Genomic DNA, 25,179 nt, shown 5'->3' on the forward strand with positions numbered 1-25,179 from the left:
ACAGTGGCCGGGTGACCTCCGTGACCGGCACCACCTCCACCGGCCCCACGGGTTCCGCGCGCGGCACCCGGCAGGGCGTCGCCGTCCTCGTGGTGCTCGTCGCCGCCGCCGCGGGGCTGACCTGGGCCAAGTGGCTGCCCTACGGCGAGCGGGTGCGCCAGCTGCACGGCAGCCGCAGCTGGCCGGGCAGCGACGTGCTGCAGCGCGCGACCGGCGGGTCGAGCTGGTTCGAGCGCGGCTGGTCGTTCACGGCCGCCTACACCGGCGCGGTGTGGAAGGCGCTGGTGGTCGCGCTCGTCGTGGCGGCCCTCGTCGACGCGCTCGTCGCACCGGCCCTGTGGCGGCGCGCCACCGGCGACGGCGCGCGGGGCGCGCTGCGCGGCGGCCTGCTCTCGCTGCCCACGATGATGTGCACCTGCTGCACCGCGCCGGTCGCGGTGACCATGCGCCGGGCCGGCGTGCCGCGAGCCGCCGCGCTCGCGTTCTGGCTCGGCAACCCGGTGCTGAACCCGGCGGTGCTGGTGTTCCTCGCGCTGCTCGCGCCCTGGCAGTGGACGGCGGTGCGCGCGCTGCTGGGCGTCGTGCTGGTGCTCGGGGCCGCGACGGTGCTCGGCGGCGTCGGCGACCGGGCCGCGCTGCGCCGGGCCGGGCGCCGTGGCACCACGGCGACGTCCGTGCAGCCGCTGGTGATCGAGCCGCTGCGCACGGCCCCGCCCGTGCCCGAGGTGGCGGACCGGCCGGCCCCCGTGCGGGTGCTGCGCTCGTTCGCGCGGCTGGCCGTGCTGCTGGTGCCCGAGTACCTCGTGCTGGTGTTCCTCGTCGGGGTGCTGGGCCCGTGGCTGGTGCCGGTGCTCGGCAGCGGTGGACCCTCGGCCCTGGTGGTCGTCGGCTGCTGCGTCGTCGGCGCCCTGCTCGTGCTGCCGACCGGCGGCGAGATCCCCGTGCTCCTGGCGCTGGCCGCCGCCGGGGCGAGCCCGTGGGTGCTCGGTGCGCTGCTCGTGGTGCTGCCGACCGTGAGCCTGCCCTCGGCGGTGATGGTCGGCGGCGCGATGGGCTGGCGCACGACGGCTGCCACCGTGGGCGTCGTCGCCGCGGCCGGGCTGGTCGGCGGGGCCCTGCTCGCAGCCGCCTGACCCGCTGGACGGCGTCGCCGCCGGGCGGTCAGCCGGCCGTCCGGGCCGCCCGGTCCACCCGGTCCGGCGTCCGGCCCAGCACCCGGTCGAGGTAGGGGTTGGCGAAGACGCCGGCGGGGTCGACGCGGTCGCGCACCGCCACGGCGTCGTCGAAGCGCGGGTACAGCGTGCGCAGCTGCTCGGCGCCGAGCGGGTGCAGCTTGCCCCAGTGCGGGCGGCCGCCGTGCTCGGCCGCGATCGCCGCGACCGCCGCGAAGTACCGCTGGTGCGGCATGCGGTGGTACTGGTGCACGGCCACCCAGCCGGTGTCGCGGCCGTGCGCCGTCGACAGCCACGGGTCGTCGGCCGCGCCCACCCGCACCTCGACGGGGAACGGCACGTGCTCGTGCGAGCGCCGCACCCAGGCGTCGATCGCGCGGACGACGTCGGGCACGGCCGCGCGCGGGAACCCCCACTCGGTCTCGCGGAACACCACCGACCGCTGCGAGGCGAGGACGCGGTAGCTCGCGTCGACGTGCTCGCGGGCGGTGAGCGCCCGCGCCGACACCGCGTTGAGGGCCGGCACCAGCCGCGGCATGCCGGCCGCCAGCCGGTTCACCGCCTCGAACACCCGGTTCGACAGCAGCTCGTCGTCGACCCACGCCCGCCTGGGCGACAACGGTTCGAGCGGCGTGCCCGGCGGCACGCGGTCGTGCTGCTTCAGCAGCACGCGGTCGGTGTGCGGGAACCAGTAGAACTCGAAGTGGTCGTGCGCGGTGGCGTGCTCGAGCCACCCGTCCAGGACGTCGGGCAGCCGGCCGGGGCCCTCGTGGGCGCGCAGCGCGAACGCCGGCACCACCTCGAGCGTCAGCGCGGTGACCACCCCGACGGCGCCGAGCCCGAGCCGCGCCGCCTCGAACAACGGCTCGCCCGGGCCGCAGGTGGCGACCGTGCCGTCGGCCAGCACCAGCTCGAGGCCGCGCACCTGCGACGCCAGCCCGCCGAGCGCGGCACCGGTGCCGTGCGTGCCGGTGGCGACCGCGCCGCTGAGCGTCTGCACGTCGACGTCGCCGAGGTTCGCCATCGCCAGGCCGTGCCGCTCGAGCTCGCGGGTGAGGTCGTGCAGCCGCCACCCGGCACCGACGGTCACCGTCGTCGGGCCGACGACGTCGAACCGGGTCGCGAGGCCCTCGGGCCGCACCTGCACGCCGTCGGTGACCGCGACGCCGGTGAACGAGTGCCCCGCGCCGACCGGCTTGACCCGCAGCCCGGCCGCCGCCGCCGTCGTGACCACCTGCGCGACGTCGTCCACCGAGCGCGGGGTCACCACGCGCACCGGGTGCGCCGTCTCGGTGCGGGCCCAGTTGGTCCAGGTGCGTGCAGCCACAGCCGCACGATGCCATGCCGCGCGGGCCGCCACACCGACCTCGCCCGACCTCGCCCGACCTCGCCCGACCTCGCCCGACCTCGCCCGACCTCGCCGACCTGCTGACCGCGGCGGGCGGCACCACCCATGATGGGCCCGTGCCCACCGCCCGGCCCGGCCTCGCCCGCCGCCGCCTGCTCGTGGCGGCCGCGTTCCTGGCGCAGGGCCTGACGTTCGCCGCGCTGCTCACGCACCTGCCGGCGTACAGCGACCGGTGGTCGGTGGGCCCGCTGGCGATCACGCTGCTGGTGGTCGGGGTCGCGCTCGCGGCCGGCCTCGGCAGCGTGCTGGCCGGCGCGGCGGCCGAGCGGGTCGGCAGCGGGACCGTGCTGCAGGTCGCGGTCGCGGGCATCGCGGTGGGCGCGGCGCTGACCGTCCTGGCGCCCGCCAAGGGCATGTTCCTCGTCGCCTTCCCGCTCTGGGGCGTGGCCGTCGGCGCGGTCGACGCCACCACGAACATGCAGGCCGTCGCGGTGCAGCGCGCCCTCGGTCGCAGCGTCCTCGCGCAGTTCCACGCCGCGTGGAGCCTGGGCGGCATCGCCGGCGCGCTCTGGACGTCGCTGGGCGCCCGGCTGCAGATCGGCCTGACGCCCGCGGTGCTCGTCGTCACGGCGCTGGTGCTGCTGCTCGCCGCCGCGCTGCGCGGGCTGGGCGGGGCGCTGCCGGCCGAGGTCGCAGCGGGCGCAGCGAGCGGGGCGAGCGCACCGAGCGGCCCGACCGAGCCGGCGCGCTGGCGACCGCTGCTCGTCGTCGGCGCGGCGGTGGTCTGCTACTACGTCGTCGACTCGGCCGTCTCCAGCTGGAGCGCCCTCTACGTGCGCGACGAGCTGCGCGGCACCCTCACCGTCGCCTCGCTCGGGTACGCCGCCTACCAGGCGACGTCGCTGCTGTCGCGGGCGCTGGCCGACCTGGCGGTGCGGCGGGTCGGGGCGGCACCTGTGCTGCGCGCGGCCGGCCTGGTGGGCGGCGTCGGGTTGCTGCTCGTCGTGCTGGCGCGCGGCCCGGCGGTGGCGGTCGCCGGCTTCGGGCTCACCGGGCTCGGCCTCGCCGTCGTCGCCCCGCTCGCCTTCGCCACCACCGACCGGCTGCCCGACCGGCTGCGCGACACCGCGATCGCCCGGCTCAACCTGGCCAACTACGTCGGCGTGCTCGCGGGCGGCGCCGTCGTCGGGGCGCTCGGCACCGCCGGGTCGCTGCGCGCCGGGTACCTCGCACCGCTCGTCGCGGGCCTGGCCGTCACCGGTCTGGCACCAGCCTTCGCCGCCCGCCGCACCGCCGCCCAGGAGGCCCGATGACCAGCACCACCCGCGCCGAGCACCCGCGCACCGCCTCGGACCGGACGGACGTCGAGACGCCGGCGCAGCTGGGCCGACGGCTCGACCGCGCCACCCGCGACCTCGACCCGCCGCTCGCCGTGGTCGACCTGACCGCGTTCGACCGCAACGCCGACGACCTCGCGCGGCGCGCCGGCGGCCTGCCGATCCGGGTGGCCAGCAAGTCGGTGCGGTCGCGCGAGCTGGTGCGACGGGCGCTCGCGCACCCGGGCTTCCACGGCGTGCTGGCCTACTCGCTGCGCGAGGCCGCGTGGCTGGTGCGCACCGGCGTCACGGACGACGTGGTGGTGGCCTACCCGACCGCCGACCGCGCGGCCCTGGCCGACCTGGCCGCCGACCCGGTGCTGCGCCGCGCCGTCGCGGTCATGGTCGACGGCCCCGACCAGCTGCGGCTGCTCGCGGCCGCGGCGCACCTGCTGGGCGACGCACCCCTGCGCGTCTGCCTCGACGTCGACGCGTCGCTGCGGCTCGGGCGGCTGCACCTCGGCGTGCGCCGCTCGCCCCTGCACTCGCCGGACGACGCGGGCGCGCTCGCCGCGACGGCTGCCCGCACCCCCGGCGTCCGGGTGGTCGGCGTGATGTTCTACGAGGCGCAGGTGGCCGGCCTGCCCGACGCCTCGCCCGCCGTCCGGCTGGTGAAGCGCCGCTCGCTGGCCGACCTCGCGGTGCGCCGGGCGGCCGTCGTGCGGGCGGTCGAGCGGGCCTGCGGGGACGAGCTCGAGCTGGTGAACGGCGGCGGCACCGGCAGTCTCGAGGCGACGGCCCGCGACACGGCGGTCACCGAGCTGACGGCCGGCTCGGGGCTCTACTGCCCCACGCTGTTCGACCGGTACCGGGCGTTCCGTCCGCGCCCGGCCGCGTGGTTCGCGCTGCCCGTCGTGCGGCGTCCGGCGCCGGACGTCGCGACCCTCGCGGGCGGTGGCTACATCGCCTCCGGACCGGTCGGCCGGTTGCGGCAGCCGACGCCGGTGGCCCCCGCCGGGCTGCGGCTGCTGCGCTCCGAGGGGGCGGGCGAGGTGCAGACGCCGGTGCAGGGCGCGGCCGCGCGCGGGCTGCGGGTGGGCGACCGGGTGTGGTTCCGCCACGCGAAGGCCGGTGAGCTGTGCGAGCGCTTCGACCGGCTGCACCTGGTCGAGGGCGACGCGGTGACCGGCACCGTGCCCACGTACCGCGGCGAGGGCCAGAACTTCGGGTAGCACCGATGAGCGGGACGCCGGCGTGCGGTCTCCCCCTCGACAGCACCCGCGCACGAGGAAGGGACCGCACGTGGCCAAGGTGATCGCCGGAGCGAGCACGTCGCTCGACGGGTACGTGCAGGACGCCGCCGGGGGGTTCGACGCGCTGTACCCCGACATCGACGAGCTGCTCGCCAGCGAGTACATGCGGCGGCTGCAGGCGCAGACCGGTGCGGTGCTCATGGGTCGGCGCTCGTACGACCTCGCCGACGACCCCGACGGCTACGCGGACTCCTACGAGTACCAGGTGCCGCTCTTCGTCGTCACGCACACCGCCCCGGCGGTGCCCCCGAAGCGCAACGAGCGGCTCTGGATCACCTTCGTCACCGACGGCGTCGAGTCGGCCGTGCGCCAGGCCGTCGAGGCCGCCGGCGACCGCGACGTCATGGTCGTCGGCGGCGCCACCCTGATCCGGCAGCTGCTCGCCGCCGACCTGGTCGACGAGCTGGCGATCGACGTCGTGCCGGTGCTGCTCGGCGGCGGCGTCCGGCTGTTCGCGGACGGCGTGCCCAAGCGGGCGCTGGAGACGGTGGGCGTCGAGCGGGTCGGCGGCCGCACCTGCCTGCGGCACCGCGTCGTCCGCGGCTGAGGCCCCGTCGACGCCGCGACGGCTACGAGCGCCAGACGAGCACGAGCGCGCGGTCGTCGCTCTCGCCGGCGCGGGCGCTGTCGACGATGCGCCGCGACCCCCCGTGGAACCCGTCGCGCACCAGCAGCTCGGCCTGGCCGAGCATGCGGTCGATCCCGACGTCGAGGTCGCGGTCGGGCGTCTCGACCACCCCGTCGGTGTAGAGCATCAGGGCGTCACCCCGCTCGAGCGTGCCCCAGTACCCGGTGAACTCCATGCCGTCCATCACGCCGAGCAGCGGTCCGCTCTGCTCGTCGAGCAGCACCCACCGGCCCGACCCGGCCTGGTAGTGCGCCGCCGGCGGGTGCCCGGCGCGGGCCACCCGGAACTTGCCCGTGGCCAGCTCGAGGTCGACGTGCACGGCCGTCGCGAAGCCCTCGTGCCAGCGCTGGCGCAGCAGCCACTTGTTGGCCGACAGCAGGAAGTCGCGGGCCGGCACCGAGCCGAGCAGCCCGCCGAACGCGCCCGACAGCAGCAGCGCCCGGGTGCCGGCCGCCGCCCCCTTGCCCGACACGTCGACCAGCGCGACCTCGAGGTGCGTGCCGTCGGTCGAGCGGCTGGCGACCAGGAAGTCGCCGGAGAACGCCTCGCCGTACGCCGACCGCAGCAGCGCCTCGGCGTCCCAGTCGTCGGGCAGCGCCGGCAGCTCGCCCTGCGCTCGCAGCCGGTCGCGCAGGTCGACGAGCATCGACTCGCCGAGCGTGCCCTGCAGGCCGAGCCGCGCCCGGCTGCGCGCCACGAACACCATGACGACCGCGTTCGCGACGAGCACGACGACGAGACCCTTGTTGAACGGGGTGCCGGTGTCCGGCCGGGTGATCACCGCGTACCAGACGCCGACCGCCACCAGCACGCAGACGAGCAGCAGCTCGCGGGGCCGCAGCAGGAACCCACCGGCCACCAGCACCAGGGTGAACGCCGAGAGCGGCACGAGGTCCTGCCGGTAGATCGAGGCGAACGTGATGACGACGGCCAGCGCGGTCAGGGACAGCAGGTGGAACGCCGTGCTCGGCAGCAGGCGGTACCGCACGGTCGAGCGCACCCGCAGCCACACCGACGTCCGAGGACGGCGCATGCCGACCCGGCCGGTCGCGGTGGCTGCCACGTGCGCACCCTAGCGACGAACCGACCCGCTCCTGCGCGACGCCCGCGAGCGCGCCGCCGAAAGGGCGTTGCCCGGCACGCGAGCGGTCGACAGGCTGGTGGGCATGAGCACCAGCGCGCACACCGTCGTCCGCCTCGGTCCGGAGCACCAGGAGGAGGTGCTGCGCCTCGACCAGTGGGGGTTCGTCTTCGGCGAGGCGGACCTGCTCGAGGACCTGTTCTTCTTCGAGTGGGACCGCACCTTCGGCGTCCGCGCCCCGGACGGCACGCTCGCCGGGTTGAACACGACGTTCTCGCTCGGCCTCACCGTGCCGGACGGCGTGGGTGGGGCCGGGGTGCGCACCGTGCCGATGGCGGGGCTGTCGTGGGTCGCGGTGCACCCCGGGCAGCGGCGGCGGGGCGTGCTGCGGGCGATGATGACCGACCACCTGCACGGCCTGCACGAGCGCGGCGAGGAGGCCGTCGCCGGGCTGCACGCGTCGGAGGCCGTGATCTACCAGCGGTACGGGTACGGCCTGGCCACCACCGGCCTGCGCCTGACGCTGGGCCGGGCACCCGAGCTGTTCCCCGTCGCCGGCTCCGACGAGGTGCAGGTGAGCTACGAGACGGCGTCCGTCGAGCGGCACGCCGACCTGGTGCACGACGTGTACGAGCGGGCCTGCCGCACCCGTCCCGGGGCCGTGCCGCGCCCGGCGCACTTCGCCCGGGTCGAGCTGCTGGACCTCGACGTGCGCCGCGGCGACGTCGAGCCGATGCGCCTGCTGGTGGCGCGTCGCGACGGCACGCCCACCGGCTACGCGCTGCTGCGCCGCAAGGTCGACTGGAAGGACGGCAACCCGGACGGCGTCACGACGGTGTTCGCGCTGGAGTCCGTCGACACGCCGACCGCGCACGCCCTCTGGACCCGCGTCACCGACTTCGACCTCAGCAGCAGCACCCTCACCCCGCCGGTGCCGGTCGACGACCCGCTGCTGCGGCTGCTCGTCGACGCCCGCACACCGAGGGCGCGGGCCGGCGACGAGCTGTGGCTGCGGCTGATCGACGTCGACCGCGCCCTCGCCCAGCGCACCTACGCCCACGACGTCGACGTGGTGCTCGACGTGTCGGACGCGCTGTGCCCGTGGAACGCCCGGCGCTGGCGGCTGTCCGGTGGTCCGGACGGCGCGACCTGCACCCCGACGTCCGACCCGGCCGACGTGGAGGTCGACGTCAAGCAGCTCGGTGCGGCCTACGCGGGCGGCGCGCCGCTCGCGGCCCTGGCCCGGGCCGGGCTGGTCACGGAGCGGACGCCGGGAACCCTCGCCCGGCTGTCGACGGCGCTGCGTGCGGCGGTCGAGCCCGGCGGCGGCTGGGCCTTCTAGCCCGCTCCCCCACCCCCGCCGAGATGCGAGTACCGGTTCACCGGACGCCGTCCAGGTGAACCGGTACTCGCATCTCGGCGGTGTATGGGGCGCGCTCAGTGGGCCTGGCAGACGGGGCACCAGAACAGGTTGCGGGCGACCAGCACGGCGGTGCGCACCGGGGTGCCGCAGACCCGGCACGGCTCACCGGCCCGGCGGTAGACGTAGTGCGCGTCGACCCGGCGGGCCCGACCCGACGTCCGCTCGCGGTCCTGCGGCAGCGTCGTCACGATGCGGCCGCTGCGGACGCCCGCCCTCATGAGCTCGACGAGGTCGGCCCAGATGCCGTCCCACTCCGCGCGGGTCAGGTCGCGGCCCTGCCGGTAGGGGTCCACGCGCGCCCGGAACAGCACCTCGGCGCGGTACACGTTGCCGACGCCGGCCACGACCTCCTGCTGCATGAGCAGCGCGCCGATGCCGACCCGGGAGCGGTGGATGCGCTCCCACGCGCGCTCGGGATCGCTCTCGGGCCGCAGCGGGTCGGCGCCGAGCCGGTCGTGGATCGCCTGCACCTCCGGCGGCGTCACCAGGTCGCACGCCGTCGGCCCGCGCAGGTCGGCGGTGTGCGTCTCGGACGACAGCCGCAGCCGGACGGCGCCGCGCGGCGGCAGCGGCTCCACGCCGTCGTGCCGCTGCAGCATCCACACGCCGTACAGCCCGCGGTGCACGTGCAGCCAGCGCACCGGCTTCGAGCGCGGCGTCGGCGCGAAGTCGAGGAACAGGTGCTTGCCGTGCGGGTCGGTCGCTCGCAGCACCAACCCGTCGAGCAGCGCGGCGCTCTCGGCGAACCGGCCCTGCGGGCTGCTGGCGCGGAGCACCTGGCCGCCGAGCGCGGCCTTCAGCTGGGTGGCGTCGCGCCGGATCGAGTGACCCTCTGGCAAGCGCCTATCCCTCGGTGCCGACGACCGGGGGCAGCTCGCCGGTGCCCTCGTAGGCGGCGACCTGGCGCAGCCGGCGCAGGTGCCGCTCGTCGTGGCTGAACGAGGTGGCGAGGAAGGCCTCGACGATGTGCGTGGCCTCCTCGAGCGCGTGCATGCGCGCGCCGACCGACACCACCTGGGCGTCGTTGTGCGCCCGGCCGAGCTGGGCGGTCTCGACGCTCCACGCCAGCGCGCAGCGGATGCCCTCGACCTTGTTGGCCGCGATCTGCTCGCCGTTGCCCGAGCCGCCGAGCACGACGCCGAGGCTGCCCTCGTCGGACCGCACGCCCATCGCGGCGCGCAGCACCGAGACCGGGTAGTCGTCGTCGGCGTCGTAGTGGTCGGGGCCGTGGTCGACGACGTCGAACCCCTGCGCCTCGAGGTGCTGCACGAGGTGCTGCTTCAGGTCGAACGCGGCGTGGTCGCCGCCGATGTGCACGCGCATGCCGCACAGTCTGGCAGGGTCGCGATCGTGCGCGCGGTGGCCGGTGTCGACGGGGTGCGCGAGCGGTGGGTCGCCGCCCTCGTCGCGGACGACGGCGCGGTGCGCTGGCGCGCCGGGCTGGACGCCGACCACGTCGTGGCGCTGCTCGCGGAGGTCGCCGTCGTGGGTCTCGACTGCCCGATCGGGCTGGTCGACGGCGACCCGCGAGCGGCGGACGTCGAGGCGAAGACGCTGCTCGCCGCGGCCGGCTCCGGCGGCTCGTCGGTGTTCCCCACGCCGCCGCTGGCTGCCTACCGGGCCGCCGTCGCCGCATCGCGACGAGCCAGCGGCGGCTCGCTGCACCCGCACCGGGTGGTCGCCCAGGAGGCGTCGCGCGCGGGCGGGGGCCCGGGGATCGCGACGCAGACCTGGGGCCTGGCCGACAAGGTGGTGTCGGTCGAGCGGGCCCTGCTCGTCGGGCCGCCGGACGCCGCCGAGCGGGTCGCCGAGGTGCACCCCGAGTGCTCGTTCGCGGCCATGGGCGGCCCAGGACCGTTGCGCCGCAAGCGGTCCGCGGTGGGCGTCGCACAGCGCGTGCAGCGGCTCACCGCGGCGCTGCACCTCGACGTCCTGGCCGCGCTGGCGGACGACGCGCTGCTCGGCGTCCCGGTCGACGACGCCCTCGACGCGCTGGCCGCCGCCTGGTCGGCCCGCCGGCTCGCCGCGGGGACGGCCCGGGTGCTGGGCAGGCAGCTCGGGGGCTGCGCCACCGACGTCCGCCGCACGGTGCCGGCCCGCATCGTCGTCTGACCCCCGACGCCTTTGCGCACCTCAGCCCGGTCTGCGCGGCTCAGCCCGCCCGGGAGCGGCTCCCGAGCGGGCTGACGTGCGCAGACCGGGCTGACGCGCGGAAAGGGGGTGCGGGGTTCAGCTGAAGTCGGGGCCCTGGTCGCGCGAGCGCTTCAGCTCGAAGAAGCCGGGGGTCGAGGCGACGAGCACGGCGCCGTCCCAGAGCCGGCCGGCGGCCTCGCCCTTGGGCGCGGGGGTGACGACGGGGCCGAAGAACGCGACGCCGTTCACCGCGACGACCGGGGTGCCGACGTCCTCGCCGACCTGGTCGATGCCCTGCTGGTGCGAGGCGCGCAGCTGCTCGTCGTACGCGTCGGAGTCACCGGCCTCGAGGAGCTCGGCGGGCAGGCCGACCTCCTCCAGCGCACCGGCGACGGCGACGCGGTAGTCCTCCTCGCCGCCCGGGTGGATGCGGGTGCCGATCGCGTCGTAGAGCGGCTTCACGACCTGCTGGCCGTGCTGCTCCTTCGCGGCGGTCACCACGCGCACCGGCAGCCAGGCGCGGTCCATCATGTCGCGGTACTTCTCGGGCAGGTCGCGGCCCTCGTTGAGCACGGCGAGCGACATGACGTGCCACTCGACCTCGACGTCGCGCACCTGCTGCACCTCGCCCATCCAGCGCGACGTCATCCACGCCCAGGGGCAGATGGGGTCGAACCAGAAGTCGGCCTTGTCGGTCACGGTGCCTCCACGCGGGTCGGGACGTCGTCGGACGTCGGGTCGTCGCCAGCATGCAAGCCCCCACCCGGCGACGCCATTCCCGGGCGCGGGCCACGAGCACCGCGTGGCACGATGGCCCGGCCCTCCGAGACCCGGAACACCCCCACCCAGCTGGAGCCGTGCTGTGCCTGGCATCAACCTGACCCGCGACGAGGCCGCCGAGCGCGCCGCGCACCTCGCGGTCGCGTCGTACGACGTGACGCTCGACCTCACCACGGGGCCGGAGGTGTTCCGCTCGACGACCGTGCTGCGGTTCTCCTCGAGCTCGCCGGGCTCGAGCACGTTCGTCGACCTGATCGCGAAGCAGGTGCACGAGGTCGAGCTGAACGGCGCGGCGCTCGACCCGGCGCAGGTGTTCGACGGGGTGCGGGTGCAGCTCGACGGGCTGCAGGCCGAGAACGAGCTGCGCGTCGTCGCCGACTGCCTCTACGTGAACACCGGTGAGGGCCTGCACCGGTTCGTCGACCCGGTCGACGACGAGGTCTACCTCTACAGCCAGTTCGAGGTCGCCGACTCGCGCCGCGTGTTCGCGGTGTTCGAGCAGCCCGACCTGAAGGGCCGCTTCACCTTCACGGTGACGGCGCCGGACCACTGGGTGGTGGTGTCGAACTCCCCCACCCCCGAGCCGGTGCCCGCGGGCGAGGGCAGCGCCACCTGGTCGTTCTCGCCGACGCCCGTCATCTCCTCGTACATCACGGCCATCGTGGCCGGCCCGTACTTCCACGAGCACCGCGAGCTGACCAGCAGCGACGGCCGCACCATCCCGCTCGGCGTCTACTGCCGCCGGTCGCTCGGCGAGCACCTCGACACCGACGAGATCGCGCAGATCACGACGCAGGGCTTCGAGTACTTCGAGCGCGTCTTCGACCTGCCGTACCCGTTCGAGAAGTACGACCAGCTGTTCGTGCCGGAGTTCAACGCCGGGGCCATGGAGAACGCCGGGGCGGTGACGTTCCTCGAGAGCTACGTGTTCCGGTCGAAGGTCACCGAGGCGATGATCGAGCGGCGCGCGCTGACGATCCTGCACGAGCTGGCGCACATGTGGTTCGGCGACCTGGTCACCATGCGCTGGTGGGACGACCTGTGGCTCAACGAGTCGTTCGCCGAGTGGGCCTCGACCATGGCGCAGGCCGAGAACACCCGGTGGCCCTGGGCCTGGACGACGTTCGGCACCGCCGAGAAGTCGTGGGCGTACCGCCAGGACCAGCTGCCGTCGACGCACCCGATCGTCGCCGACATCCGCGACCTCGAGGACGTCGAGGTGAACTTCGACGGCATCACCTACGCCAAGGGCGCCTCGGTGCTCAAGCAGCTGGTGGCCTACGTCGGGTTCGAGGCGTTCGTCGAGGGCCTGCGCCGCTATTTCAAGGCCCACGCGTGGGGCAACACCACGCTCGCCGACCTGCTGCACGAGCTGGAGGAGACGAGCGGCCGCGACCTGCGCGGCTGGAGCGCCCAGTGGCTGCAGCGCGCCGGCGTCAACACGCTCGCGCCGGAGGTCACCGAGGCGGCCGACGGCACCATCGCCTCGCTCGCCGTGCTGCAGACCGCCCCGGCGGCGCACGCGGTGCTGCGTCCGCACCGGCTGGCGATCGGCGCCTACGACCTCGTCGACGGCGCCCTGACCCGCACCGCGCGGGTCGAGGTCGACGTCGTCGGCGACCGCACCGAGGTGCCCGAGCTGGTCGGCAGCAAGCGCCCCGACCTGCTGCTGGTCAACGACGACGACCTGGCCTACACGAAGATCCGGCTCGACGAGCGCTCGTGGGCCACCGGCGTCGAGCACCTCGGCACGTTCACCGACTCGATGCCGCGCTCGCTGGTGCTGGCGTCGGCGTGGGACTCGACGCGCGACGCCGAGCGCCCGGCCCGCGACTTCGCCACCCTGGTGCTCGAGGCCATCGGCACCGAGCGGGACTCGACCGTGCTGCGGCTGCTGCTCGCCCAGCTGGCGACCACCACCCGGATGTACGTCGCCCCCGAGCGCCGCGAGCAGGTGCGCGCCGACGCCGCGGCGCGGCTGCAGGAGCTGGCCCTCGCGGCCCAGCCGGGCAGCGACCGGCAGCTGCAGCTGGTCTCGGCCTTCGCCGCGTCGGCCCGGGCACCCGAGCACGCCGCCGGCGTGCGTGGCCTGTACGACGGCTCCGACCCGCTCGAGGGCCTGGCCGTCGACACCGACATGCGCTGGACGCTGCTCGGCGCCCTCGTGGCCGCCGGCGCCGCCTCGGTCGACGAGGTCGACGCCGAGCTGGCCCGCGACAACACCGCCAGCGGCCAGCGCGCCGCCGCGGCCGCGCGGGCCGCGGTGCCGAAGTCCGAGGCGAAGGAGCAGGCCTGGAGCAGCGTCGTCGAGTCGGACGCGCTGCCGAACGCCCTGCAGGAGGCCGTGATCTCCGGCTTCGGCCGGGTGCACGACGTCGAGCTGCTGCGGCCGTTCGTCAGCCGGTACTTCGACGCGCTCGAGGGCATCTGGGCGAACCGCACGAACGAGATCGCCCAGCAGCTGGTGTTCGGGCTGTTCCCGTCGGTGCTGGCCGACGAGTCGCTGCTCGAGGCGAGCGACGCCTGGCTCGCGGCGCACCCTGACGCCGTCGCGGCCCTGCGCCGTCTGGTGTCGGAGAACCGCGACGCCGTCGCCCGCGCGCTGCGGGTGCAGGCCCGCGACCACGAGGCCTGAACCGGCACGGCCAGCAGACAGCCGACCGCCCGCGACCCGTCAGGGTCGCGGGCGGTCGGCGTGACCGGGGGCGTCAGCGGGTGCGGACCGCGCGGGCGAGCGAACGGGCGCGACGGCTGCGGACGACGTCCTCGAGCAGCAGCACGGTGCCCGAGCCGTCGGCGAGCGGCACCCGCCAGTTCGGGTACTCCTCGTCGGTGCCCGGCTGGTTGACCGTGCGGTGGTCGCCCACCATGTCGGCGAGCGCCACGCCGAGCAGCCGCGACGGCGCCCAGGTCAGGTAGCGGTGCAGCGCCTCGACGACCTCCTGCTCGCCGGCGCCCTCGCGCAGCAGACCGCGGGCGCGCACGGCGTCGAGCACCTGTGCGCGGTCGGCCTCGTCGAGGGCCCGTTCCTGCTCGACGGGCCGGGTCAGCAGCTCGAGCCGGGCCCGCAGGTCGACGTGCTCGCCGGCCAGGTACCCGGCCGAGGGCGGCAGGTCGTGGGTGGTCACCGACGCCAGGCACAGCTCGCGCCAGGCCTCGGGCCGCAGCGGCACCCCGCCCTCCTGCCGCTCGAACCACAGGATCGAGGTGCCCAGCACCCCGCGCTCCTCGAGGTAGGTCCGCACCCAGGGCTCGACCACACCGAGGTCCTCCCCGACGACGAGCGCGCCGGACCGCTGCGCCTCGAGGGCGAGGATGCCGACCAGCGCCTCGTGGTCGTAGCGCACGTAGGTGCCCTCGGTGGGCGGCTGGCCGGCCGGCACCCACCACAGCCGGAACAGCCCGATGACGTGGTCGATGCGGATGCCGCCCGCGTGCCGCAGCACGGTGCGCAGCATGTCGCGGTAGGGCGCGTAGCCGAGCTCGGCGAGCTGGTCGGGGCGCCACGGCGGCTGCGACCAGTCCTGGCCCTGCTGGTTGAAGGGGTCGGGCGGCGCGCCGACCGTGACGCCGCGCGCCAGGGCGGGGCCGAGCCCCCACACGTCCGCGCCCTCGGGGTGCACGCCGACCGCGAGGTCGTGCACGACGCCCAGCCGCATGCCGGCCTCGCGCGCCCGGCGGTGCGCGGTGGCGAGCTGCTCGTCGACCACCCACTGCATCCAGCGGTGCAGCTCGACGGTGTCGGCGAGCCGCTCCCGCTCCTCGGCGACGGCGGCCGACCGCGGGTCGTGCAGCTGCTCGGGCCACTGCGTCCAGGCCGGGCCGTGCTCCTCGGCCAGCGCGCACCACGTGGCGAAGTCGACCAGCCCCTCGCCCTGCTCGACGCAGTACCGCTCGAAGGCGATCTGCCGGCCGGGACTGCGCGGGAGGCGGAACACCGTCTCCAGCGCCGACCGCTTGGCGGCCCAGGCGCCGTCGCGGTCGATGGTGTCGTCGCCGTTCGTCGCCTGCACCGCCTCGGCCTGCCACTCGAGCAGCTGGCGCTGCGCGGCGGGCATGTAGGCGACCTCGTCGATCGCCTCGACCCGGATGTAGAGCGGGTTCACGAACCGGCGCGTCGTGGGGAGGTAGGGCGAGGGCTCCATGGGCGCCACCGGCTCGGCGGCGTGCAGCGGGTTGACCAGGACGAAGTCCGCACCGAGGTCACCACCCGTCCACGACGCGAGCTCGGCCAGGTCGGCCAGGTCGCCGACGCCCCACGAGCGGCGCGAGCGCACCTGGTACAGCTGGGTCATGACGCCCCACGCGCGGCGGCCGGCCACCGACGCGGGCAGCGTCAGCCGGTCGGGCGTGACGACGAGCGCGGCGACCGCGGGCTCGGCGTCGCCCACCCGGGCGCGCAGGCGGTGCCAGCCGAGCGGCAGGTCGGCCGGCAGCTCGAAGGACGCCTCGCCCACCTGACCGCCGTCGACGACGCGCGGCTCGACCCAGCGCTCCTGCTGCACCAGCTCGCGGCGACCGCCGTCCTCCAGCTCGATCCACGCCGCAACCGACGTGCCGTGCGGCAGGTGCACCGGCACGGCGGTGCGGGCACCCTGGCGGACGACGACCGACGGCGGCAGCACGCGACGCCACGGACGCTCGTCGAGCTCGACGGCGGACAGCCGCACGGCCTCGGGCGTCGAGACGTCGACGCCCAGGGCCTCCAGCACGGCGCGGACCGTGCCCTCGGGCACGGTGACGTGCTCGCCCTGCCAGTCCCAGTACTCCGTGGCGACGCCCAGCGACCTCGCGAGCTCGAGGAGCTGCGGGGCGGGGGTCTCGGTGTCGGGCACGAGCAGAGCCTCTCGGGTCGGTGGTCGGGGTGCGCGCCCGGTGGTGCCCCGGTGGACGGACGGGTCGGTCCACAGGCCGGGCGTGTGGATCGCCGCGCTGCGTCCACAGAGGCGTCCGGGCGGCCCGATCCTGCCACGGCCCCGCGTCCTAGGCTCACTGCATGGCCACCGAACCGCACCCCTCCGTGCCCGCCGCCCGCCGCCTCGACCTGGTCGAGCGGCTGCCCGCCGAGGCGCCCACCCACGACGTGGCCGACCCCTACCGGTGGCTGGAGGACGCCGCGTCGGACGAGACCGCCGCCTGGCTGCAGGGGCAGGACGCGCTGCTGGCCGCCCACCGCGGCGAGTGGGCCACCCGCGGGCACTTCCGCGACCGGGTGCAGCAGCTGCTGGGCGCCGGGGTGGTCAGCGCGCCGACCTGGCGGGGCGAGCGGCAGTTCCTCGTGCGCCGGGTCGCCGGGCAGGAGCACGCGGTGCTGCTCACCGTCGACCCCGACGGCACCGAGCGGGTGCTGGTCGACCCGGCCGCGCTCGACCCCGCGGGGCTGACGACGCTCGACGCCTGGCAACCCAGCAAGGAGGGGCACCTGCTGGCCTACCAGCTCAGCGAGGGCGGCCGCGAGGAGTCGGTGCTGCGGGTGCTCGACGTCGCGACCGGCGAGGTCGTCGACGGGCCGATCGACCGGGCGCGCTACTCCCCCGTGGCCTGGCTGCCCGGCGGCGAGGCGTTCTACTACGTGCGGCGGCTCGACCCGGCCGGTCTGCCCGAGAGCGAGCAGCAGTACCACCGCCGGGTCTGGTTGCACCGGGTCGGCACCGACCCCGCCTCGGACGAGCTGGTCTTCGGCGAGGGGCTGGTGAAGACCAACTACTACGGCGTCTCGGTGTCGATGGACGGTCGCTGGCTGGTGGTGAGCGCCGCCGACGGCACCGCACCGCGCAACGACCTGTGGCTGGCCGACCTGCAGGGCGGCGACCTCGCGCACCCCGACCTGCGGGTGGTGCAGCAGGGTGTCGACGCGCAGACCGGCGTGCACGTCGGCCGTGACGGGCGCGCCTACCTGTTCACCGACCGCGACGCCCCGCGCGGACGGCTGGCCGTCGCCGACCCCGTCGCGCTGCTGACCGCCGGCGACGCGGGTGCGAGCAGCTGGACGGACCTGCTGCCCGAGAGCGACGAGGCGGTGCTCGACGGCTGGGCGCTGCTCGACGGCGCCGAGCTCGACGAGCCGGTGCTGGTCGCCGCCTGGACGCGGCACGCCGTCGGTGAGATCACCCTGCACGACGCGCGCACCGGAACCCGCACCGGCGAGGTGCCGCTGCCCGGGGTCGGCTCGGTGGGCGGGCTCAGCGAGCGCCCCGAGGGCGGACACGAGCTCTGGGTGGGCTACACCGACCAGGTCACCCCGTCGAGCGTGCTGAAGTTCGACGCGCGCACCGGCGAGACGACCACCTGGGCGACCGCCCCGGGTGCCGTCGAGGTGCCGCAGGTGCACACGCAGCAGGTGGTGTACACGAGTGCCGACGGCACCGAGGTGCGCATGCTGGTGGTGTCGCCGGCCGAGGCGCCCGACCGGCCGCGGCCCACCGTGCTCTACGGCTACGGCGGCTTCGGCGCGTCGATGACCCCCGGGTACAGCGCGGGCGTGCTGGCGTGGGTCGAGGCCGGCGGCGTGTACGCGATCGCCAACCTGCGCGGCGGCGGCGAGGAGGGCGAGGGCTGGCACCGCGACGGCATGCTGGCGAACAAGCAGCACGTGTACGACGACTTCCACGCCGCGGCCGAGTGGCTGACCGCCGAGGGCTGGACGACGCCGCAGCAGCTGTCGATCAGCGGCGGCTCGAACGGCGGCCTGCTGGTGGGCGCGGCGCTGACCCAGCGGCCCGAGCTGTTCGCGGCCGTGGTCTGCTCGGCGCCGCTGCTCGACATGGTGCGCTACGAGCTGTTCGGCCTGGGTGCCACGTGGGCCAGCGAGTACGGCACCGCGGCCGACCCCGAGCAGCTCGGCTGGCTGCTGGGCTACTCGCCGGTGCACCGGGTGGTCGAGGGCACCGCCTATCCCGCGGTGCTGTTCACCGTGTTCGACGGCGACACCCGGGTCGACCCGATGCACGCCCGCAAGCTCGCCGCGGCGCTGCAGCACGCCACGACGTCCGACCCGCGCGAGCGGCCGGTGCTGCTGCGGCGCGAGGCGGACGTCGGGCACGGCGGCCGCGCGCTGTCGCGGTCGGTCGAGCTGACCGCCGACTCGCTGTCGTTCGCCGCCCACCACACCGGTCTCACCGTGCCGGGTGCCGGCGCCGCGACGGGCGTGTGAGGGCCCTGCGAAGGGCCGGCCGACACGGCGCCGAGCGGTCCGGCCGAGCAGCTCGTGCCTCCTAGGGTGGCTCGCGACCACCACCCGCCCGACCACCCGAGGGACCCCGCCACGTGAGCCTGCCGAACCTCCCGCACGAGCTGTCCGCACGCACCGCCGTCGACCTGCCGCAGCGGCTGACCGACTGGCTGGTGACGCACGGCGTCCGGGTGGTCGCGATCGTGCTGGTCGCGCTCGTGCTGCGGCTGGTGCTGGTGCGCACGGTGGCGCGGCTGGTGCGCCGGGCGGTCGACAGCGGCCTGCACTCCCGGTTGCGCCGCGGCAAGGCCACCCGGGTGCTCGCGCAGGCCACGGGCGCGATGCACGAGCGGCGCCGCCAGCGGACCGAGACGCTCGGCTCGGTGCTGCGCAGCGTGATCACCGGCTTCGTCTACGGCGTCGCGCTGCTCATGGTGCTGAGCGAGTTCGGGGTGAACCTGGCGCCGCTCATCGCCTCGGCGGGCGTGGTCGGCGTCGCGCTCGGCTTCGGCGCGCAGAGCCTGGTCAAGGACTTCCTGTCCGGCATCTTCATGCTGCTCGAGGACCAGTACGGCGTGGGGGACGTGGTCGACGTCGGCGAGGCGGTGGGCACCGTCGAGGAGGTGTCGCTGCGGATCACCCGCATCCGCGACGCGAACGGCGTGGCCTGGTACGTCCGCAACGGCGAGATCGTGCGGGTGGCGAACCGCAGCCAGGGCTGGTCGACCGCGCTCATCGACTTCCCGGTCGCCTTCAACCAGGACCTGGAGAAGGTGCAGCGGGTGATCGCCGACGTCCTCCACGAGGTGTGGGAGGACGAGCGCTGGAAGGACGTGCTGCTCGAGGAGCCCACCGTCGCCGGCGTCGAGCAGATCACCGGCACCACGGTGACCCTGCGCGTCGTCGCCAAGACCGCGGCGAACCAGCAGTTCGCCGTGCAGCGCGACATCCGCGAGCGGGTGCTCGTCGCCTTCGACCAGCAGCACGTGCGACCGCCGGCGGTCTACCCGGGCACCCCCGGCGCGCCCGGCACCGGCAGCATCGCCGGCACCGTCTGACCCGCCAGCACCCGGGGCGACCACTGCGCCGGCAGCGGGCCAACCGGGTCAGGTGCGGGTGCGGGCGGCGCCCGGTGCCGAGAGAGTGGGGCGCATGACGCAGCGCATCGCCCTCGTGACCGGCGCCACCGGGTACATCGGCGGGCGGTTGGTCCCCGAGCTGCTGGCCGCCGGCTTCACGGTGCGCTGTCTGGTGCGCCGCCCGGCCAAGCTGCGCGACCGGCCGTGGGTCGACCAGGTCGAGGTCGTCGAGGGCGACGCGGGCGACGCCGAGGCCGTGCAGCGCGCCGCTCAGGACACCGACGTCGCCTACTACCTGGTGCACAGCCTGGCCAGCGGCAAGCGGTTCGAGCGGCGCGACCGCGACATGGCCCGCGCGTTCGGCCGCGGCGCCCGCAAGGCCGGCGCCCGGCGCATCGTCTACCTCGGCGGCCTCTACCCCGAGGGCGTCGACCTGTCGCCGCACCTCGACTCGCGCAAGGAGGTCGGCGAGATCCTGCTCGACTCCGGGGTGCCGACCGTCGTGCTGCGGGCCGCCGTCATCATCGGGTCGGGCTCGGCGTCGTTCGAGATGCTGCGCTACCTCAGCGAGCGGCTGCCGGCGATGATCACGCCGCGCTGGGTCGACAGCCGCATCCAGCCGATCGCCGTCCGCGACGTGCTGCGCTACCTGGTCGGGGCCGCCGACGTGCCCGCCGACGTCAGCCGCGGCTTCGACATCGGCGGCAGCGACGTGCTGACCTACCGCGACATGATGCTGCGGTACGCCGCGGTGGCCCAGCTGCCCAAGCGCCGGATCGTCAAGGTGCCGGTGCTCACCACGCGCCTGTCGAGCCACTGGGTCGGCGTCATCACCCCCGTGCCGAACGCGATCGCCCGCCCGCTCGTCGAGAGCCTGGTGCACGAGGTGATCTGCAAGGAGCACGACATCGCGCAGCACGTGCCCGACCCGCCGGAGGGTCTGCTCGGCTTCGAGCGCTCGGTCGAGCTGGCCCTGCAGCGGGTGCGCGAGTACGACGTCCAGACCTCGTGGACGTCGGCGGACGCGCAGAACTCCCCCAGCGACCCGCTGCCCACCGACCCCGACTGGGCCGGCGGCTCGCTGTACGTCGACGACCGCTCGGGCCGGGTCGACGCCTCGCCGGAGGCGCTGTGGAAGGTCATCGAGGGCATCGGCGGCGAGCACGGCTGGTACTCGTGGCCGATGGGCTGGTGGGCGCGCGGCGTCATGGACCGGATGACGGGCGGGCCGGGCCTGCGCCGCGGTCGGCGCAACCCGTTCGACCTGCGGGTCGGCGACGCCCTCGACTGGTGGCGGGTCGAGGAGATCCAGGACGGCAGGCTGCTGCGGCTGCGGGCGGAGATGCGGCTGCCGGGCCTGGCCTGGCTCGAGCTGCTCGACGAGACCGACGACGAGGGGCGCACGGTGTTCCGGCAGCGGGCGATCTTCGCCCCGCACGGGCTGGCCGGCGAGGCGTACTGGCAGGCGATCAAGCCGTTCCACGGCATCGTCTTCGGCGGCATGCAGCAGCAGATCGCGGCGGCCGCGGCGAGCGCCGAGCGCGACGGCGAGCCCGCGCACTGGCAGGCGTCGGGCACCGGCGAGCGGTGACGGCGGGCCGCCGGGCACACTGGACGACGTGACCCAGGAGACCTTCTACGACGAGGTCGGCGGGCACGAGTTCTTCGCCCGGCTCGTGCACCGGTTCTACGAGGGCGTGGCCGGCGACCCCGAGCTGCGCGCGCTGTACCCCGAGGAGGACCTCGGCCCGGCGGAGGACCGCTTCCGCATGTTCCTGGAGCAATACTGGGGTGGCCCCACGACGTACGGAGACACCCGCGGCCACCCCCGGCTGCGGATGCGGCACGGGCCGTTCGCCGTCACGGTCGACATGCGCGAGCGCTGGCTGCGGCACATGCGTGACGCCGTCGAGGAGTCGGACGCCGCGCCGCTGCACCGGGCCGTGCTCTGGGACTACCTCGAGCGGGCGGCGCACTCGATGGTCAACACGCCTGGGTAGGGCGCCGTCGGCAGGCTCCCGTAGCGTTGTGCGGTGCCTGCTCTGAACACGACGCCGCTGCATCCCGCCTCCGAGCCCGCCGAGTGGTGGCGCGAGGCGGTGATCTACCAGGTCTACCCGCGCTCGTTCGCCGACGGCGACGGCGACGGGGTGGGCGACCTGCCCGGCATCATCGCCCGGCTCCCGCACCTCGCCGAGCTCGGCGTCGACGCGCTGTGGCTGTCGCCGTTCTACGTCTCGCCGCAGGCCGACGCCGGGTACGACGTCGCCGACTACCGCGACATCGACCCGGTCTTCGGCACGCTCGCCGACGCCGACGCGCTCATCGCCCGTGCGCACGAGCTGGGCCTGCGCGTCGTCATCGACCTGGTGCCGAACCACACGAGCGACGAGCACGCCTGGTTCCGCGCCGCGCTGGCCGCCGCGCCCGGCAGCCCGGAGCGCGCCCGCTACCTGTTCCGCGACGGTCGCGGCCCGGACGGCGCCGAGCCGCCGAACGACTGGCAGTCGGTGTTCGGCGGCGGGGCGTGGCAGCGCGTCATCGAGGCCGACGGCACGCCGGGCCAGTGGTACCTGCACCTGTTCGACGTGAAGCAGCCCGACCTCGACTGGACGAACCCCGAGGTGTCGGCCGAGTTCGACGGCGTGCTGCGGTTCTGGCTCGACCGGGGCGTCGACGGGTTCCGCATCGACGTCGCCCACGGCCTGGTCAAGGCCGACGGGCTGCCCGACTGGACGCCGCCGGAGGGCGCGTCCGGCGGGGCCAGCGACTCCCGCTTCAGCCGGCCGCCCTACTGGGACCAGGAGGGCGTGCACGAGGTCTACCGGCACTGGCACCGCGTCGCGGCGGAGTACGAGGGCGACCGGCTGCTCTGCGCCGAGGCGTGGGTCGAGCCCGCCGAGCGGCTCGCCCGCTACGTGCGGCCCGACGAGCTGCACCAGTCGTTCAACTTCAGCTACCTGACGACGGCGTGGGACGCGAAGGCGCTGCGCGAGGTGGTCGACACCTCCGTGCGCGCGACGGACGCCGTCGGCGCGCCGAGCACGTGGGTGCTGAGCAACCACGACGTGGTGCGGCACGCCACCCGCTTCGGCTACCCGGCCGACGTCGAGCTGCCGAACGGCATCGGTGCCGACGACCCGCAGCCGGACGCCGCGCTCGGCCTGCGCCGCGCCCGCGCCGCGTCGCTGCTCATGCTCGGCCTGCCCGGCGGCGCGTACGTCTACCAGGGCGAGGAGCTCGGGCTGCCCGAGCACACGACGATGCCGGACGACGTCCGCCAGGACCCGACGTGGCTGCGGTCCGGCCACGTGCACCGCGGCCGCGACGGGTGCCGCGTGCCGGTGCCGTGGTCGGGCGACGCGCCGTCGTACGGGTTCAACGACGGGTCGGCGTCGTGGCTGCCGCAGCCGGAGGTCTGGGCCGACCTGGCGCTCGACCGGCAGCGCGGCGTCGACGGCTCGACGTACGAGCTGTACCGCGAGGCGCTGCGGCTGCGCCGCGCCCGGGGCCTGGGGCACGGTTCGCTGGCGTGGACCGACGCGTTCGGCGCCGACGCCGTGGCGTTCGTCAACGAGGGCGTGCTGGTGCTCGCGAACGTCGGCGGCGAGCCGGTCGAGCTGCCGGCCGGCACCCGCGTGCTGGTGGCCAGCGCCGACGTCGAGGGCGGCGTCGTGCCGGCCGACGCCACCGTCTGGGCGCAGCTCGACTGACGCCCGCCCGCCCGGGCCCGCGGCCGAGCCGCCCGCTGTCGGTGGTCGTGGCTAGCGTGCCGGGCCATGACGGACGGACGCCTGCGGTTCGGGTTCGTGGTGCCGGGTGGTGACGCCGACGCGTTCGCCCGCGCCGCCGTCGCCTGCGAGGCGGCGGGGTGGGACGCGGTCTTCACGTGGGAGTCGGTGTGGGGCCCGGACGCCTGGGTCGCGCTGACGGCGGCTGCCGAGCGGACGTCGCGCATCCGGCTGGGCACGATGCTGACGCCGCTGCCGCGGGTGCGCCCGTGGGAGCTCGCGGCCCGGGCGGCGTCGCTCGACCGGCTGTCCGGCGGGCGGGTGCAGGTCGCCGTCGGGCTCGGCGCGCCGCACGACGGCTGGCTGGCGTTCGAGCCCGACCCGGGCCGCCGGGTGCGCGCCGAGCTGCTCGACGAGGGGCTGGCGGTGTACGACGGGCTGATGCGCGGGCAGCCGTTCGCGTTCACGGGTCGGCACCACACGGTGCGCCCGACGTCGTTCGCGCCGCCGCCCCCGCCCGTGCAGCAGCCGCGGGTGCCGGTGTGGGTGGTCGGCGGGTACCTCGTCGACGCCGCGGGCGCCGGCCTCGCCGACCAGCCGTCGGTCGACCGCGCCGCGCGGTACGACGGCGTGCTGCCGCAGCTGGTGCACCGTGGCGGGGAGGCGCCGCAGCTGACGCCCGAGCGGCTGACCGCCGTCGTCGAGCGGGTGCGCGGCGTCCGCGAGGGACTCGGGCTGACGATGGACGGCTACGAGGTGGTCGTCGAGGCGCCGTGGCCGGGCGAGGACGCCGTGGCCGACGCCTCGACCGACGCGTGGGCGGCCGCAGGCGCCACCTTCGTCACCGTGGGCGCCTGGGACCTGAACGGCCCGGACGGCGTGCCCGGCCCGGACGCCGAGCACGAGCTGCGGCGCCGCATCGCCGCCGGACCGCCCCGCTGAGCCACCCGCTGACCGCCGAGATGCCACCTTCGGGGGTGCCCGGCGCCGCCCGGACCCCCGGACGTGGCAGCTCGGCGAGATCCGGAGGCGTCAGGGGGTGGGGGCGGGGGCGGCGGTCAGCTGCTCGAGGGTGCTGACCAGGTCGCGCACCGGGCCCTGGGGCGTCTGCTCGTCGACCCGCACCGTCGTACCCTCCGCGCTGACCGCGTAGACGAAGCCGTCGACGACCCGCGGGGTGGGCGTGCCGATCGCGGTGCCGCCGTCGGTGGGCGACCCCGCGGCGGCCTGCGCCGGCAGGTCCGCGGCGCGCACGGCGGCGACGACCGCCGACAGCTGCGCCTCGCTGAGCTGCCGGGTGACCGTGCCCTGCGTGCGGCGGGTGACGATGACCGTGCCGTCGGGGCGCACGACCACGGAGTCCTTCACGCCGGCGAGGCCGCCGGCGCGGGTGAGCGACACCGGCTCGGCGAGGCCGTCGGTCATCCGGCCGCCGCCCGGGGTCGGCTCGCCGGACGCGATCGACCCGCCCGGCGTCGGGCTGCCGGACGTCGTCGCCGCCGTCGCCGGGCGGGTGACCGTCGCCGTGCCGACGCTCACCGCCTCGCCGCCGCAGGCTGCCGCGCCGAGCAGCACGGTGGCGCCCAGCAGCGCCGCGGTCAGGGCCCTCGTCGTCGTCCGCACGGTGGTGGGACGCGTGCTCGCGGCGGCCGGTTCCCTCGCCGTCACGGCGAGAGCAGCGCCGGCCGCGCGAGCACGTGCCCGTGCCGGGTGGTCAGCCGCAGCCAGCGACCGGCCCGGTGCAGCACCACCGGCTCGCCCGGCACGACGAAGCCCAGGGCGTCGGCGGCGAAGGCGGCACCCGCGGGCAGCCCCTCGGTGCCGGGCACCTCGCGCCCCCACACGGCGGCCCGCAGCCGCGCGACCGCCGCACCGCCGGAGGTGTCGCCCGCCCCCTCGGCGACCTCGCGGGCACCGTCGCGCGCCGCCTGCTGCACGAGCGCCTCGGGCACGGTGCCCAGCACGTCCCAGCCGGTGCGCGGCGGCGAGACGCCGGCCCACTCG

The 25,179-nt window shown here is 75.8% G+C and carries 20 protein-coding genes and 1 pseudogene; 13 read left to right on the forward strand and 8 right to left on the reverse strand.

Annotation, left to right across the window (positions count from 1 at the left end):
* The first annotated feature begins 11 nt into the window (after nucleotides 1-11).
* Nucleotides 12-1,133: a permease gene (locus ACYVI6_RS04700; RefSeq protein WP_460445254.1), complete on the forward strand. Its 1,122-nt coding sequence runs from the start codon at nucleotides 12-14 to the stop codon at nucleotides 1,131-1,133.
* A gap of 28 nt (nucleotides 1,134-1,161) precedes the next feature.
* Here the strand turns inward: ACYVI6_RS04700 and ACYVI6_RS04705 are convergent, their stop codons facing one another.
* The gene (locus ACYVI6_RS04705; protein ID WP_460445255.1) at nucleotides 1,162-2,499 is read right to left on the reverse strand and encodes a D-arabinono-1,4-lactone oxidase; all 1,338 of its coding nucleotides are present in this window, start codon (nucleotides 2,497-2,499) and stop codon (nucleotides 1,162-1,164) included.
* Between the two features lie 137 nt (nucleotides 2,500-2,636).
* Here ACYVI6_RS04705 and ACYVI6_RS04710 point away from each other — a divergent pair, with 137 nt between their 5' ends.
* The 3 genes from ACYVI6_RS04710 to ACYVI6_RS04720 all read left to right on the forward strand — a co-directional run bounded on the left by ACYVI6_RS04710 (nucleotide 2,637) and on the right by ACYVI6_RS04720 (nucleotide 5,696).
* Complete coding sequence (locus ACYVI6_RS04710) at nucleotides 2,637-3,833, forward strand: MFS transporter (protein ID WP_460445256.1); 1,197 nt, start codon at nucleotides 2,637-2,639, stop codon at nucleotides 3,831-3,833.
* Entirely contained in the window at nucleotides 3,830-5,068 is a 1,239-nt protein-coding gene (locus ACYVI6_RS04715) for an alanine racemase (protein ID WP_460445257.1), read from the forward strand. The genes ACYVI6_RS04710 and ACYVI6_RS04715 overlap by 4 nt, the downstream gene beginning before the upstream one ends.
* A gap of 70 nt (nucleotides 5,069-5,138) precedes the next feature.
* Nucleotides 5,139-5,696 carry a dihydrofolate reductase family protein gene (locus ACYVI6_RS04720; protein ID WP_460445258.1) on the forward strand — a complete coding sequence of 186 codons (558 nt, stop codon included), beginning with the start codon at nucleotides 5,139-5,141 and terminating at the stop codon, nucleotides 5,694-5,696.
* 22 nt (nucleotides 5,697-5,718) lie between these two features.
* On the opposite strand, the gene ACYVI6_RS04725 is transcribed toward ACYVI6_RS04720, so the two are convergent.
* Nucleotides 5,719-6,840, reverse strand: a complete 1,122-nt coding sequence (locus tag ACYVI6_RS04725; protein ID WP_460445259.1) for a SpoIIE family protein phosphatase — start codon at nucleotides 6,838-6,840, stop codon at nucleotides 5,719-5,721.
* Between the two features lie 103 nt (nucleotides 6,841-6,943).
* Here ACYVI6_RS04725 and ACYVI6_RS04730 point away from each other — a divergent pair, with 103 nt between their 5' ends.
* The gene (locus ACYVI6_RS04730) at nucleotides 6,944-8,200 is read left to right on the forward strand and encodes a GNAT family N-acetyltransferase (protein WP_460445260.1); all 1,257 of its coding nucleotides are present in this window, start codon (nucleotides 6,944-6,946) and stop codon (nucleotides 8,198-8,200) included.
* Nucleotides 8,201-8,295: 95 nt separating this feature from the next.
* Here ACYVI6_RS04730 and ACYVI6_RS04735 read toward each other — a convergent pair whose 3' ends face one another.
* Both ACYVI6_RS04735 and ACYVI6_RS04740 read right to left on the reverse strand, forming a co-directional pair.
* Nucleotides 8,296-9,120 carry an Fpg/Nei family DNA glycosylase gene (locus tag ACYVI6_RS04735; protein WP_460445261.1) on the reverse strand — a complete coding sequence of 275 codons (825 nt, stop codon included), beginning with the start codon at nucleotides 9,118-9,120 and terminating at the stop codon, nucleotides 8,296-8,298.
* A gap of 4 nt (nucleotides 9,121-9,124) precedes the next feature.
* Nucleotides 9,125-9,604, reverse strand: coding sequence for a ribose-5-phosphate isomerase (locus tag ACYVI6_RS04740; protein WP_460445262.1), 480 nt, complete (start codon nucleotides 9,602-9,604; stop codon nucleotides 9,125-9,127).
* Between the two features lie 27 nt (nucleotides 9,605-9,631).
* Between ACYVI6_RS04740 and ACYVI6_RS04745 the strand changes: the two genes are divergently transcribed.
* Nucleotides 9,632-10,393: a DUF429 domain-containing protein gene (locus tag ACYVI6_RS04745; protein ID WP_460445263.1), complete on the forward strand. Its 762-nt coding sequence runs from the start codon at nucleotides 9,632-9,634 to the stop codon at nucleotides 10,391-10,393.
* Nucleotides 10,394-10,510: 117 nt separating this feature from the next.
* Here ACYVI6_RS04745 and ACYVI6_RS04750 read toward each other — a convergent pair whose 3' ends face one another.
* On the reverse strand, nucleotides 10,511-11,113 hold the full coding sequence (locus ACYVI6_RS04750; RefSeq protein ID WP_460445264.1) for a mycothiol-dependent nitroreductase Rv2466c family protein: 603 nt from the start codon (nucleotides 11,111-11,113) through the stop codon (nucleotides 10,511-10,513).
* A 163-nt stretch (nucleotides 11,114-11,276) separates the two neighbouring features.
* Here ACYVI6_RS04750 and pepN point away from each other — a divergent pair, with 163 nt between their 5' ends.
* Nucleotides 11,277-13,829 (forward strand): aminopeptidase N, encoded by a 2,553-nt coding sequence (gene pepN, locus ACYVI6_RS04755; protein WP_460445265.1) that lies wholly within the window; start codon nucleotides 11,277-11,279, stop codon nucleotides 13,827-13,829.
* 73 nt (nucleotides 13,830-13,902) lie between these two features.
* On the opposite strand, the gene malQ is transcribed toward pepN, so the two are convergent.
* Complete coding sequence (gene malQ / locus ACYVI6_RS04760) at nucleotides 13,903-16,029, reverse strand: 4-alpha-glucanotransferase (protein WP_460445266.1); 2,127 nt, start codon at nucleotides 16,027-16,029, stop codon at nucleotides 13,903-13,905.
* Between the two features lie 161 nt (nucleotides 16,030-16,190).
* Here malQ and ACYVI6_RS04765 point away from each other — a divergent pair, with 161 nt between their 5' ends.
* The 6 genes from ACYVI6_RS04765 (at nucleotide 16,191) to ACYVI6_RS04790 (ending at nucleotide 24,117) form a co-directional block, all read left to right on the forward strand.
* A complete protein-coding gene (locus tag ACYVI6_RS04765; RefSeq protein ID WP_460445267.1) occupies nucleotides 16,191-18,347 on the forward strand; it encodes a prolyl oligopeptidase family serine peptidase in 2,157 nt (718 codons plus the stop codon).
* 113 nt (nucleotides 18,348-18,460) lie between these two features.
* Complete coding sequence (locus tag ACYVI6_RS04770) at nucleotides 18,461-19,423, forward strand: mechanosensitive ion channel family protein (protein WP_460445268.1); 963 nt, start codon at nucleotides 18,461-18,463, stop codon at nucleotides 19,421-19,423.
* 94 nt (nucleotides 19,424-19,517) lie between these two features.
* Entirely contained in the window at nucleotides 19,518-21,035 is a 1,518-nt protein-coding gene (locus ACYVI6_RS04775; protein ID WP_460445269.1) for an SDR family oxidoreductase, read from the forward strand.
* 28 nt (nucleotides 21,036-21,063) lie between these two features.
* Nucleotides 21,064-21,444 carry a globin gene (locus tag ACYVI6_RS04780; protein ID WP_460445270.1) on the forward strand — a complete coding sequence of 127 codons (381 nt, stop codon included), beginning with the start codon at nucleotides 21,064-21,066 and terminating at the stop codon, nucleotides 21,442-21,444.
* A 42-nt stretch (nucleotides 21,445-21,486) separates the two neighbouring features.
* The gene (locus ACYVI6_RS04785) at nucleotides 21,487-23,157 is read left to right on the forward strand and encodes a glycoside hydrolase family 13 protein (RefSeq protein ID WP_460445275.1); all 1,671 of its coding nucleotides are present in this window, start codon (nucleotides 21,487-21,489) and stop codon (nucleotides 23,155-23,157) included.
* Between the two features lie 66 nt (nucleotides 23,158-23,223).
* Nucleotides 23,224-24,117: an LLM class flavin-dependent oxidoreductase gene (locus ACYVI6_RS04790; RefSeq protein ID WP_460445271.1), complete on the forward strand. Its 894-nt coding sequence runs from the start codon at nucleotides 23,224-23,226 to the stop codon at nucleotides 24,115-24,117.
* Between the two features lie 90 nt (nucleotides 24,118-24,207).
* On the opposite strand, the gene ACYVI6_RS04795 is transcribed toward ACYVI6_RS04790, so the two are convergent.
* Complete coding sequence (locus ACYVI6_RS04795) at nucleotides 24,208-24,843, reverse strand: hypothetical protein (RefSeq protein ID WP_460445272.1); 636 nt, start codon at nucleotides 24,841-24,843, stop codon at nucleotides 24,208-24,210.
* A pseudogene (locus tag ACYVI6_RS04800) lies at nucleotides 24,840-25,179 on the reverse strand (hypothetical protein); the annotation flags it as partial. The pseudogene ACYVI6_RS04800 and the gene ACYVI6_RS04795, both read right to left, overlap by 4 nt.

Source organism: Angustibacter aerolatus, assembly GCF_054776675.1.